An 11822-nucleotide genomic window follows, 5' to 3' on the forward strand; every position below is an offset into this window, starting at 1 on the left:
CCCGCCGCGCCTGTTGACGGGGACTCTCCCATGCGGATACCCCTTGTTTTACTGAGGCAGAGCGCCGAGGTGAGGCCTGTAACGAGAACACAACCCAAGAGTGACCGATCTCCTGGGCACCAGTTCTTCAGGTAACTCCTTGGTTCTCCTCAGCTTTTCTTGAGCTGATCAGAGGCGTAGTACCATCCCATGGCTACGCTGCTGCGGTCAGCCACTTGGCCAGCACCTCCAGCGGGTATCCTCTGCCGTAGCCATGGCCAACGCCTTCAGTCTGCCACCCGCCGATCTGGTCTACGATGTCCGAGGGGCATTCGACTGCGCGGAGACGGTCGCGCATTGAGTGGCGGAAGCTGTGCATGGTGCAACGCTCAGGGACGTGCGGTTTCAACCATTTGTTCAGCGCGGCACTGGCTGAGTTCGCGTTGGTGGTCTCGCCCTTGTTGTACCGAGGGAAGGCGAAACGGTCTTCCGTCTGGGCTGCGACGATCCGCTCTGCCGCCCAACTTGCCTCTCCGACGAGAGGGACCAGGCGAGCACTGGTTGAGGTCTTCAAGCGCCGCCACGGATGCTCCTTGATGACCACATGCTGGACGGTTGCGGTTAGCTTGATATCGTCAACCTGAAGACCAGCCGCCTCGGCCAAGCGCATCCCCGTGTCGGACACCAGAGCGACCAGCCACCGAGCCTCGTCGTCCTTCACACGGCACTTCTCTTGAATGGCCCGAATGTCATCCAAGGTCAGCGGCTCGCGCTCTTCAACGCCAGCCTTCCGGTCGTAGTAGACGCCAGCGAACGGGTTGGTCAGCGTGATGCCGATCTCTGCAGCGGCAAAGTTGATGACGGACCGGACGGTGCCGAAGACCCTCGTGATGCTACTTCCCGATAGCTTGCGGGCGATCAGGTCGTCCCGGAAGGAGTTTGCATCGGATCGCGTGTAAGCGGTGATGTCCTTGTCACCGCACTTGTCTATGACATAGCCGCAGGAGCGCTCTGCAGCGCGATGGAACGTGGCAGGACGGTTCGCTCCCTTGAGTCGCAGGTACACCGCCACAGCTTCGCTGAGTGTGATCCCTGGCTCATCCTGCGGTGATTGCTCAGCGGCACTCGCTGGTCCCGCTGGGCGGTAACCACCCATGCGCAACATGTGCTTCCCTGGCAGGTCCATGTTCTGCATCCGCAGGAAGTGCCAGTGTTCGTCGAGCTGCTGGGAGGCCTTGGTCGCTCTCGCCTTGGCGACAGCGGTCCTCCGAGTGCGGAGCGAGAAGGAGATGCGGCTGCTTGTGTATTGGTCGCGAAGGTCGTTCGGGACCTTTCTCGCGAAGTAGAAGATGCCCTGTTTCACAAATGTGAAGGGAACCGTTTGGTACTCCATTTGGTACTACGCCTCTGATCAGCTCAAAAAAGCTGAGGAGAACCAAGGATTTACCTGAAGAACTGGTGCCCAGGAGAGGACTCGAACCTCCACGTCCATACAGACACCAGCACCTGAAGCTGGCGCGTCTACCAATTCCGCCACCTGGGCAGGTGTCGTGAGCGGGGGATCTATAAGGAGGGCGGGGGGCTGTCAACGGCGATTTGAGAGCTAATCTTTCGCTGCGGCGGAGCAGCGCAGATACGAAGCTTGCGACTTGTTCCCCGACGGGCCTACCGGTAATCCCTAACCGGTCAAAAGCAGATGGAGCGCGCGGCATGACCAGGCTGGTGACGATCTTCGGCGGATCGGGATTCGTTGGACGATACATCGCGCGCCGTGCGGCCGCGGAAGGCTGGCGCGTCCGTGTCGCCTGCCGCCGACCGGAGGAAGCGGGCTTCGTCCGCACCTACGGCGTGGTCGGGCAGGTCGAGCCGATCTTCTGCAACATCAGGGACGATGCCTCCGTCGCGCAGGCCCTCAATGGCGCCGATGCGGTGGCGAACTGCGTCGGAGTTCTCGACGAATCCGGCAAGAACACCTTCGAGGCCGTTCAGGACGAGGGCGCGACCCGCATCGCGCGGCTGGCCGCGGCCGATGGGGTCCGGGACTTCGTCCAGATCTCGGCCATCGGGGCGGAGGCAGACTCGGACAGCGCCTATGCGCGCACCAAGGCCGCCGGCGAGGCGGGCGTGCTGCAGCACATGCCGCAGGCCGTGATACTGCGCCCGTCCATCGTGTTCGGTGCAGAGGACGAGTTCTTCAACCGCTTCGCCGGCATGACGCGGTTCGGCCCGGTCCTGCCGGTCGTGGGTGGCGATACGAAGTTCCAGCCGGTCTGGGTGGATGATGTCGCTCGCGCTGCGATGGCGGGCCTTTCCGGGACGGCGAAGCCGGGCATCTACGAGCTCGGCGGCCCCGATACCCATACCTTCCGGGAGCTGATGCAGCAGATGCTGCACGTCATTCGCAAGAACCGGTTCGTCGCAAACGTGCCGTTCGGCATCGCGAACCTGATGGCCAGCGGCTTCGGGGCTGTGCGAGCGCTGACCTTCGGGCTGATCAAGGGCCCGATCACCCACGATCAGGTTGCGAACCTGCGGCAGGACAACGTGGTGTCCGGCACTCACATGGGGTTCGACGATCTCGGCATTCAGCCGGCCGCCATGGAAGCTGTCCTGCCGGACTACCTGTGGCGCTTCCGCCCGTCGGGCCAGTATTCGACGGTCAAGGAATCCGCGAAGAAGCTGCGCAACCAGATCTGAGGCGCCGCCTGGCGCTCAGCCGGCGCCGAGCCGCTCCCGCAGCTCCCTCAGGACCGGTAACGCGGTACGCACGCGCTCCGGTCCGATTTCCTCCACGACCTGCGCCACGATGGGCGCGATAGCCTGTAGCGCCGCATCCCGCGCCTTGCGACCGGCAGGGGAGACGGAGACCCGCTTGCGCCGGGCATCCTCCCAATCGGGGCGGACATGGATGTGCCCCGCCCATTCCAGCTTCGCCAGAGTGTTGCTCATCGCTGCCCGCGTGAGTTGGAAGGACTGGGCGAGCTGCGCGGGGCTGCGCTCTTCTTCCAGCCGGGCAAGGTGGTTGAGGACCGCGAAGTGACTGAGTTCCATCCCCCGCGGCATCGCGCGGGAAAGACGGTTCCGTGCAAGCTGGTCGACCGTGAAGATCTCGCTGAAGAGCGCGACAGCGAGACTGTCCGTCCGTTCGCTCAACGCCTCTCCCCCATGACCCGCACGTCGAATTCCGCGTCTGCGTGCACGGAGGGGACCTTGCGGCGGGCCTCGGCGACGGCGGCGAGGTCGATCTCGGCGAAATGGACGCCGGGCTCGGTGCCGGCATCGAGCAGGACTTCGCCCCAGGGGGACACCACGAGCGAATGACCGTGCGTCCGCCGCTCCCGGCCCGATGTCGCGCTGTGCGTTCCGGTTTGTGCCGGGGCGAGGACGAAGGCCCCCGTCTCGATGGCGCGTGCGCGCAGGAGCGGCTCCCAGTGCATCGGGCCGGTGCCGGGAGAGAAGGCGGCGGGGACGGTAAGGATCTCCGCCCCTTCCTGCGCGAGCTTGCGATAGAGATGCGGGAAACGGACGTCGTAGCAGATCGTCATTCCGATCGCGCCGATCTCAGTCCGTGCCAGGATCGCCTCGCTGCCGGGACGATATCCGGCCGATTCGCGGTACGTCTCCTCTGGCGAGACGTCCACGTCGAACATGTGGATCTTGTCGTACCGGGCCCGCACCTTGCTATCCGGCCCGATCAGGAAGGAGCGGTTGGCGAAGCGTCCGTCCGGATCGCCCGATTGCAGCGCCAGCGATCCGATCAGCAACCAGATCCCGTACTCCTTCGCGGCCGCCGCGAGGGCAGACAGGGTCGGATCCTCCTCCTCCCGCCGCAGCACGGAGGTTTGCCGGCTGCGGCTGGCGGAGACGCAGTTGGTGACCTCCGGGGTCAGGACGAACGTCGCACCGCCCCTGGCGGCCTCCACGATCATGTCGCGGGTGGCGGCAAGGTTTCGGGCAGGATCGTCCGACGCGTTGGTTTGGAGGAGCGCGATGCGCATCCTCTCAAGCCGTCAGGAGAGGATCGAGCTTGCCCTCCCGCTCGAGCCCGGCCAGCTCGTCGAAGCCGCCGATGCCCTGACCGTCTATGAAGATCTGCGGCACCGTGCGGCGCCCGCCGGCCTTCTCCATCAGACGCTCCCGCGCCTCGCCGTCACCGGTCACGTCGATCTCGGTGAACGGAACGTCCTTCTGCTTCAAGAGCCGCTTCGCCGCGTGGCAGAAGCCGCAGGTCTGGGTCGTGTAGATTTCGACAATCGCCATGGGTCGCCCTTCCTGGTCCTGGTTGGGTCTTACTTAGGCGCTGGGGAGGGCCCTTGCCAACGCCAGCACCGAAACCGAGGCCGCGCCACCGGCGAGACAGGCCTCCGTCGCCGCGGCGAAGGTCGCTCCGGAGGTCATCACGTCATCGACGAGGACGATATCGCGCCCCTCCGCCGCCCCTCCGCGTCGCGGATGCAGGGCGAGGCGGTCCATCACATTGGCGAAACGCCCGTCATAGCCGCGGCCCGCCTGCGTCGGCGTGTACTGGGTGCGGGTGAGGAGGTCTGGAACGCACTCTGCTTCCGCGTGGCGCGCGACGGACTGCGCGAGAAGGGCGGCCTGATTGTACCGGCGTCCGGCGAGACGGGTCCAATGGAGGGGAATGGGCGCGATCAGGGGAGCCCCGCTCAGCAGATCCGCCCCGGCCGCGGCCATCCAGCGGCCTGCCGGGCGTGCCAGTTCCGTCCTGTCTCCGTGCTTCAGACCGAGGACGATGCGCCGCGCGCTCCCGCCATAGACGAGCGCCGCACGACCCCTCGCCCATGGTCGCGCAAGGGACAGGCAGGCGTCGCAGATCGCGCCGGTCGCCTCCTCCTCGCCCCCGACCGGAGCACCGCACAGCTCGCAGATTGCGCCCGATATCACCTCCAGTCCGGACCAGCAGCCTGCGCAGAGGCCGCCATGGTCGGCCACCGGGGCGGGGCAGCAGAGGCAGTGCGGCGGATAGACTTGGCTCAGGAGGGTTTGCATTCGCGCCAGCAATGTCTAGCTCCGCTTGCATGAGTGAACGCCCGCTTCTGGCCGACCGCCCGGCCCTCGCCCTCAGACGCGACCGCGCCCTTCGCGCCGGTCTTGCCGATTTCCTGCACTTGGCCGTCGCCGACGAGGCCGATGAAAGACTGATGGACGTTAACAGGACGTTTACAGCGCCTGCCGTCATCTCCCCCTTTCCTGAACTCTGGTCCAATCTGCGGCCCGGAAGCATGTCCGTCGCGGATGCCGAGACGCTGCCGCTGTCGTCGGGGGCTCACGATCTGGTCCTCGACGCCCTGTCCCTCCACTGGTCGAACGATCCGGTGGGGCAGATGATCCAGGCGCGCCGCGCCCTGAAACCGGACGGGCTCTACCTCGCCTGCTGTTTCGGCGGCGAGACGCTGACCGAGCTGCGCACCGCCCTCGCTGCGGCGGAGGCAGAGATCGCCGGCGGCCTGTCCCCCCGCGTGGCTCCCATGGGCGAGATCCGGGATCTCGGCGCCTTGATCCAACGCGCCGGGCTGGCCCTTCCCGTGGCCGATCAGACACGGCTGAAGGTCAGCTATGGCAGCCTGAGCGCGCTGATGCATGACCTCCGCGCGATGGGAGAGACCAACGCCCTTGCCGCACGCCACCGGGCCGTGCCGCCCCGTTCCCTGTTCGAGCGCGCCGATGCGCTTTACCCGCGGGATGCAGACGGCCGCCTGCCGGCAACGTTCGATCTCGTCTGGCTGACGGGCTGGAGCCCGGATGCCTCCCAGCAGCAGCCACTCCGGCCCGGCAGCGCGCAGGTGCGGCTCGCTGACGCGCTCGGGACGGCCGAAGAGGCGTTGCATGATGAAGCCATGCCGGGCGAGGATACCGGGCCCGCGGGACAGCGGACGCCACGCAACTCCGAGGATTCGACACGATGAACGATATGACACCGTCCACCGCGGCGCATCTTCCTGCGGACCACCCGCCCGTCAAGCGCCCCAAGGTCGGCATCCTGATCGCCAATCTCGGCACGCCCGACGGCACCGATTACCGCTCCATGCGCCGCTACCTTTCGGAGTTCCTGAGCGACAGGCGCGTGATCGACTATTCGCCCTGGCTCTGGCAGCCGCTTCTGCAGGGAATCATCCTGTCCAAGCGTCCCTTCACATCCGGGAAGGCCTACCGCTCCATCTGGAACACCGAAGCGGACGAGAGCCCGCTCGCGACGATCACCAAGGCGCAGAAGGCCGGCATCGAGGCGCGGCTGAAGGCTGCGCACGGCGATGACGTGATGATCGACTACTGCATGCGCTACGGCAATCCCTCGACCGAATCCAAGGTCCGCGCGATGACCGAGGCGGGCTGCCACCGCATCCTCTTCTTCCCGCTCTACCCGCATTACGCCGGCGCGACCTCCGCCACGGCGAACGATGCGTTTTTCCGGGCCCTGATGAAGGAGACGTGGCAACCGGTTGCGCGCGTCGTCCCGCCCTATTTCGACCGGCCCGACTACATCGACGCGCTGGCCGGATCGGTGCTCGAGACATTGGGAGAGACGCAGCCGGACGTGCTCGTCTGCTCCTATCACGGGCTGCCCGAACGCTACCTCAAGCAGGGCGATCCGTATCACTGCCAGTGCCAGAAGACGACGCGCCTCCTCCGGGATCGCCTCGGTTGGGACAAGGATAAGGTGGTCACGACCTTCCAGTCGAAATTCGGTCCCGAGGAGTGGCTTCAGCCCTACACGGTCGAGGAGGTCGCGCGGCTGGCCAAGGCGGGCAAGAAGCGCATTGCGGTCATGGCGCCTGCCTTCTCCGCCGACTGCATCGAGACGCTGGAAGAGATCAACGAGGAGATTCGGGAGAGCTTCGAGCATGCAGGCGGCGAGAGCTTCACCTACGTGCCGTGCCTCAACGAGGGCGCCGCGCATCTCGACATGCTGACCCGGGTCATCGAGGAGAACCTGCGCGGCTGGGTCGACTGATCCCGTGGCCCCCGCGCCGCGAGGCGAACGCCGGACATGAAAAAAGGCGGGGAATGCCCCCGCCTTCTTCCGTAATATACGTCGTGAACCCGTGTCTTACGAGTTGGAGACGGCGGCTGCGATCAGAACGAGCAGCAGGATCGGAACAATGATGCCGCCGTTGGAGGACGAGGTGTCCTCAACGATGACTTCCGGCTCCATGATCGGCTCGGCGAGACCGCCAGCGAACGCACCGGTTGCAGCCACGGACAGAGCGGCGGCGAGAGCGACTTTTTTCATGTCAACCTCCAGTTAACGCACGGACACGGTCAGTGAGGATGCCCGCGCACCCAAGTAGTACCTCGTGTCCAAATCTGTTGCAGAGCGACCTCGCCATTGCAATTGCGCAAAGCTCGAAATTGCGCCTCCCGAAGTCGATGTCGTCAAATTAGCAACACCTGGGCGCCGGGGCTCACAAGCGAATAAAGTTCTGCGATATGCTCGTTGTAGAGGCCGATACAACCGCTGGACGAACGCCGGCCGATCTTGCGCGTGTCATGCGTGCCATGGATTCGGTAGTACTTCCACGACAGGTAGAGCGCATGGGTGCCGAGCGGATTGTCCGGCCCCGGAGGGACGTGAGCCGGCCATTCGGGATTGCGCTTGCGCATGTTCGGTGTCGGCGACCAGGACGGCCCCTCGACCTTGCGCACCACGGATGTTCGCCCAAGCCGGGTCAGATCCTCGGACAGGGGGACGGAGCTGGGATACAGCTTGTACGTCCCGCCATCGGCGGACCAGTAATGCAAAGCGCGTGACTTGGTATCGACCAGGATCGCCCCGCCGCGCAGGGATTTGAAGTGCCCCCGCCAGCCTTGCATGATGAAGGACGACTGGTTGCGGCTGGTGGGGTTGAGACCACCGATCGGGGTCGTGCTCTGGGCAATGGCCGGGGCCGCGAGTGTCGCAAGGCCGGCCGCGAGGAGCGCGCGCCGGGACAGGCGATGTGAAAGCTCATCTGACATGGGAGCCCTCCTGACTGATTGGGGACGAGTCAGTCTACGGCGGAGGGGCGCATGCGGCAACGACCAAAGGTTAACGCCACGTCAATGCGGTGCGAATACTGGCACGTCGGCATCATTCCACCACCAACGTCGCATCACTGGCAGATTCGTTTGAAGGTTCCGTTGGGCAAGGGTATGGGATCACGGTCTCATTTTGATGCCCAATCAGGACAGGTCCATGCTGCGACTATTCCCGGCGCTCACCATCCTCGCTCTCGTTCTTGCGGCTTGCGCCCCTGTCGCTCCGATCGACACGACCACGCCGGACGGCATTCGCGTCTATAACATCAGCGCAAAGGATGCCGGGGAGATCCAGTTCCGGGTTCTCGATTCGGTCAACACGCTCCGCTCGGCGCAGGGCCTGACGCAGCTTCAGCTCGACGCCTCGCTGAACGCCGCCGCCGCCACCCATTCGCGTGACATGAGCGTTCAGAACCGGCCCTGGCATTTCGGCTCCGATGGCTCCTCCCCGCTCGACCGGGTGCGCCGCGCCGGCTTCAATCGGCAGCTTGTCGGCGAAAACATCTCCGAGACCTACGAAACCGAGCTCCAGACCCTGTCCGCATGGATGTCCGAGCCGGATACGCGGTCGGTCATCATGGATCCGCAGGCCCGGTCCCTCGGCTTCTCCTGGTTCCAGGAGCGCAACGGCAAGATCTGGTGGACGCTGATCACCGGCGCCTGATCGCGCCCTGAACAGTGGACACCACCGCTCTTCTCGTCATCGCCGCCGGCATCCTCGCCTTTGCCCTGATCTCGCGCAGGGCCGAGGCCGGAATGGTGACGGCGCCGATGGTTTTCACCGCCTTTGGCTTCGTCGCAGGAAGCGGCGTCCTCGGCGTGATCGATCCGCAGATCCAGAGCAGCAGTCTTCAGACCGTCGCGGAACTCACCCTCGTGGTCGCGCTCTTCACCGATGCCGCCCGAATCGACCTGCGCCGCCTCGGCAGCGAACACGACGTGCCACTTCGCCTCCTGGGGATCGGGCTTCCGCTGACCGTGGCGGCCGGGACGGGCGCAGCGATGCTGCTCTTCCCGAGCCTTGGTCTCTGGCCGGCCCTGCTCATCGGCGTCATCCTCGCGCCGACCGATGCGGCCCTGGGACAGGCCGTCGTGTCGGATGCCCGCGTGCCGCAGCGCATTCGCCAGGGGCTGAACGTCGAGAGCGGCCTCAACGACGGCATCGCCTTTCCCGCCCTTCTCTTCATCGCGTCCTTCGCGGGCGGCGCGGTGGAGGACCTTGGCGTCGGCAGCGGCGAGATCGGTGCAATGGGCTGGGCGTCCTTCATCCTGGGCCAGCTCATCCTCGGCCCGCTCGTCGGTCTCGGTGTCGGGCTCGGCGGGACGTTCCTCATCACGCGGGCCCATGCCCGGGAGTGGATGAACGAGATCTTCGTGCGGATCTCCACCCTCTGCCTCGCCATCATCGCCTTCACCGCCGCCGAGCTGGTGGGCGGCAATGGCTTCATCGCGGCGTTTGCCGGGGGGCTAATGGTCGGGACGCGCTCCCGCGTCGTGCTCGACGGCGTCGAGGATTTCGGCGAGACGGAGGGACAGCTTCTGACGCTGCTCGTCTTCCTGCTCTTCGGGGCGGTCCTGCTGCCGGAACTCGAATCGCTCGGGCTGCGGCACGTGCTCTACGCGATCCTGTCGTTGACGGTGCTGCGGATGGTGCCGGTTGCGCTGTCCCTTGTCGGAACGAGGATGGCGCCCGCAACGGTGCTGTTCCTCGGCTGGTTCGGGCCGCGCGGCCTCGCCTCCATCCTCTACCTGCTGCTTCTGACAGAGAGCGGTGCGGTGCCAGGGATCGAGGAAATCCAGCGCGTCGTCTTCCTGACCGTGCTGATGTCCATCGTGCTTCACGGCGCGACGGCGGCTCCGCTGGCCGGGCGTTACGGGCGCTGGATCAAGACGCAGGACGACGCTCCGGAGCATCGCCCGACCTTTCCGTTCCCGGTCAGGATGCGCAGCATGCGGCAGAAGGCGGGCAAGACGTAGCCGCCTGCGACGTCATGGGAAAATGTCGATCGGGGTTCCGTCGCGCACCATGGCGTAGATGTGTTCCATCTGCTTGTCGGAGACGGCGATGCAACCGGCCGTCCAATCGCGGACGTTCTGGGGATCGCGGCCCTTGCGCGGCCCGCCATGGATAAAGATGTCCCCACCCGGAGAGCGATTGAGCGCCCGCGCCACCTCGATATCCCGCTCGTTGGGGTAGGAAATGCCGATGGACAGATGGAAGGCGCTGTTCGGATTGCGCTTGTCGATGGTGTAGGCGCCCTCGGGCGTGCGCCCGTCCCCCTCGTAGACCTTGTGGCCCACGGGGCTGAAGCCGAGACCGACATCGTAGGTCTTTAGGGGTTTGTCGTAGTGCCAGAGCACCAGCTTCCGCTGCGATTTGTAGAGCTGAACACGAGTGACTTCCGGGCCGTTATAGGTCCGGAACTTGCCTGCGCAGCCCGCGAGGAGGGCCGCGGTGCCCGCAAGGAGCATCGATCGCCGCGTGAAGATCATTCTTCGTCTATCCACTGCCCGTGTTATTTTCCGGTAAACCTAACCGAAAATGCGCTGACGTTGAAGTTCACATGCAAGTGAGCGCTTAGCCGCGCGACAACTTCGCGACGATCTCCACATGCGGGGACCAGCGGAACTGATCCACCACCCGCAGCCACTCAATTCGAAAGCCTGCCTCCACGAGAATCGCGGCATCGCGCGCGAAGGTGGACGGGTTGCAGGAGACGGAGGCGACGACCGGAACGTCAGACGCCGCGATCTCCCTCATCTGGGCTTCGGCGCCGGCGCGCGGCGGATCGATGACGATCCCGCCCACCTTCGCAAGTTCATCGGGCAGGAGCGGTCGGCGAAACAGATCCCGCGCGATCGTGGTGACCTTCTTCAGTCCGCTCGCGTTCCGCCATGCCGCGTCGAGCGCATCGATGGAGGCCCGCTCGCCTTCCACCGCGATCACCTCGGCGGTCCGTGCCAGCGGCAGTGCGAATGTCCCGCAGCCGGCGAACAGGTCCGCCACCTGCTCTGCCCCCTCCAGGGCCTCCGCTACGTCGGCCCGGATCGCGGCTTCGCTGGATGCGGTCGCCTGCAGGAATGCGCCGGGCGGGGGCGTGACGGCGATCCCGTCCACCCGCACCACCGGCGGCTCCTCCTGCGCGATGGGCTCGCCGTTCCACGTGAAACGCACGATTCCATTGGCCCCGGCGAGCCGTGCGAGGTCCGTCCTCAGGTCCCGGTCGAGGGGTTTTCCGCCGCGGACGGACAGGTCGATGCCGTTCTCCGCATCGATCACGGTCAGGGCGACCTCCCCGCTGCGCGCCCCCCCGGCCTGGACGATCTGCGCCAGCGCCGCCCGTGCGGCGAGGAGGTTCGGCGTGAGGATCAGGCAGCCGGGAATATCAGTGACCGTATCGCTTGCGGCTGCATGGAAGCCGATGAGGGCTCCCTTCTTCAGGCGGCGCCCCGAGAGCGTCGCCCGGCGCCTGCTGTTCGGCGGGACCACGTGGATATCCCGGAAGGGCGCGTCCAGACCCTGTGCCGCCAGTGCCGTTCGCACGACCTCCTCTTTCCAGGAGGCGACGAACGCATCCGAGGCGTGTTGCAGCGAACACCCGCCGCAGGCCTTGTAGTGGCGGCAGGGCGCCGCGATCCGGTCGGCGGAGGGCGTTTCGATCCGAAGCTGCGTCAGTCGGGAGCCCTCCGGCACTGCGGAGACGACCTCCCCCGGGAGCATCCGCGCGGCAAAGAAAGGTCCGGGCGCGATGCCGTCGCCGAGATGTCCCAGCCGCTCGATCTCTACGGTGATCCGATCCGACATT

The 11822-nt window shown here is 65.8% G+C and carries 14 protein-coding genes and 1 tRNA gene; 5 read left to right on the plus strand and 10 right to left on the minus strand.

Going from position 1 to position 11822, the window contains the following annotated elements:
- Nucleotides 1–193: 193 nt before the first annotated feature.
- Both DQG15_RS09420 and DQG15_RS09425 read right to left on the minus strand, forming a co-directional pair.
- On the minus strand, nt 194–1372 hold the full coding sequence (locus DQG15_RS09420) for a DUF6538 domain-containing protein (RefSeq protein ID WP_116084769.1): 1179 nt from the start codon (nt 1370–1372) through the stop codon (nt 194–196).
- A 63-nt stretch (nt 1373–1435) separates the two neighbouring features.
- A tRNA-Leu gene (locus DQG15_RS09425) sits at nt 1436–1522 on the minus strand.
- Nucleotides 1523–1689: 167 nt separating this feature from the next.
- On the opposite strand from DQG15_RS09425, the gene DQG15_RS09430 reads away from it, so the two are divergent.
- Nucleotides 1690–2676 (plus strand): complex I NDUFA9 subunit family protein, encoded by a 987-nt coding sequence (locus DQG15_RS09430; protein ID WP_116084770.1) that lies wholly within the window; start codon nt 1690–1692, stop codon nt 2674–2676.
- Between the two features lie 15 nt (nt 2677–2691).
- Here DQG15_RS09430 and DQG15_RS09435 read toward each other — a convergent pair whose 3' ends face one another.
- From DQG15_RS09435 to DQG15_RS09450, 4 genes are read right to left on the minus strand one after another with little or no spacing between them, the layout of a single operon-like run.
- Nucleotides 2692–3132, minus strand: coding sequence for a MarR family winged helix-turn-helix transcriptional regulator (locus tag DQG15_RS09435; RefSeq protein ID WP_116084772.1), 441 nt, complete (start codon nt 3130–3132; stop codon nt 2692–2694).
- Entirely contained in the window at nt 3129–3977 is an 849-nt protein-coding gene (locus DQG15_RS09440; protein ID WP_116084773.1) for a carbon-nitrogen hydrolase family protein, read from the minus strand. The genes DQG15_RS09435 and DQG15_RS09440 overlap by 4 nt, the downstream gene beginning before the upstream one ends.
- 4 nt (nt 3978–3981) lie before the next feature.
- Entirely contained in the window at nt 3982–4239 is a 258-nt protein-coding gene (gene grxC, locus DQG15_RS09445; RefSeq protein WP_116084775.1) for a glutaredoxin 3, read from the minus strand.
- Nucleotides 4240–4272: 33 nt separating this feature from the next.
- Complete coding sequence (locus DQG15_RS09450) at nt 4273–4989, minus strand: ComF family protein (protein WP_116084777.1); 717 nt, start codon at nt 4987–4989, stop codon at nt 4273–4275.
- 29 nt (nt 4990–5018) lie between these two features.
- Between DQG15_RS09450 and DQG15_RS09455 the strand changes: the two genes are divergently transcribed.
- Nucleotides 5019–5906, plus strand: a complete 888-nt coding sequence (locus DQG15_RS09455) for a methyltransferase domain-containing protein (protein ID WP_116084778.1) — start codon at nt 5019–5021, stop codon at nt 5904–5906.
- A gap of 5 nt (nt 5907–5911) precedes the next feature.
- The gene (hemH, locus tag DQG15_RS09460) at nt 5912–6952 is read left to right on the plus strand and encodes a ferrochelatase (protein WP_116085548.1); all 1041 of its coding nucleotides are present in this window, start codon (nt 5912–5914) and stop codon (nt 6950–6952) included.
- 96 nt (nt 6953–7048) lie between these two features.
- Here hemH and DQG15_RS09465 read toward each other — a convergent pair whose 3' ends face one another.
- Both DQG15_RS09465 and DQG15_RS09470 read right to left on the minus strand, forming a co-directional pair.
- Nucleotides 7049–7231, minus strand: coding sequence for a hypothetical protein (locus DQG15_RS09465; RefSeq protein ID WP_116084780.1), 183 nt, complete (start codon nt 7229–7231; stop codon nt 7049–7051).
- A 143-nt stretch (nt 7232–7374) separates the two neighbouring features.
- A complete protein-coding gene (locus DQG15_RS09470) occupies nt 7375–7956 on the minus strand; it encodes a L,D-transpeptidase (RefSeq protein ID WP_116084782.1) in 582 nt (193 codons plus the stop codon).
- A gap of 217 nt (nt 7957–8173) precedes the next feature.
- Here DQG15_RS09470 and DQG15_RS09475 point away from each other — a divergent pair, with 217 nt between their 5' ends.
- Both DQG15_RS09475 and DQG15_RS09480 read left to right on the plus strand, forming a co-directional pair.
- Nucleotides 8174–8680 (plus strand): CAP domain-containing protein, encoded by a 507-nt coding sequence (locus DQG15_RS09475; RefSeq protein WP_116084783.1) that lies wholly within the window; start codon nt 8174–8176, stop codon nt 8678–8680.
- 14 nt (nt 8681–8694) lie between these two features.
- Nucleotides 8695–9993, plus strand: a complete 1299-nt coding sequence (locus tag DQG15_RS09480) for a sodium:proton antiporter (RefSeq protein ID WP_116084785.1) — start codon at nt 8695–8697, stop codon at nt 9991–9993.
- Nucleotides 9994–10005: 12 nt separating this feature from the next.
- Here DQG15_RS09480 and DQG15_RS09485 read toward each other — a convergent pair whose 3' ends face one another.
- Nucleotides 10006–10509: a murein L,D-transpeptidase family protein gene (locus tag DQG15_RS09485; RefSeq protein WP_232830786.1), complete on the minus strand. Its 504-nt coding sequence runs from the start codon at nt 10507–10509 to the stop codon at nt 10006–10008.
- 85 nt (nt 10510–10594) lie between these two features.
- Nucleotides 10595–11821, minus strand: a complete 1227-nt coding sequence (locus DQG15_RS09490) for a class I SAM-dependent RNA methyltransferase (RefSeq protein WP_116084787.1) — start codon at nt 11819–11821, stop codon at nt 10595–10597.
- Nucleotide 11822 lies beyond the last annotated feature (1 nt).

The sequence above is a fragment of the Tropicimonas sp. IMCC34011 genome, assembly GCF_003390865.1.
In the GTDB taxonomy this organism is placed as follows: domain Bacteria; phylum Pseudomonadota; class Alphaproteobacteria; order Rhodobacterales; family Rhodobacteraceae; genus Tropicimonas_B.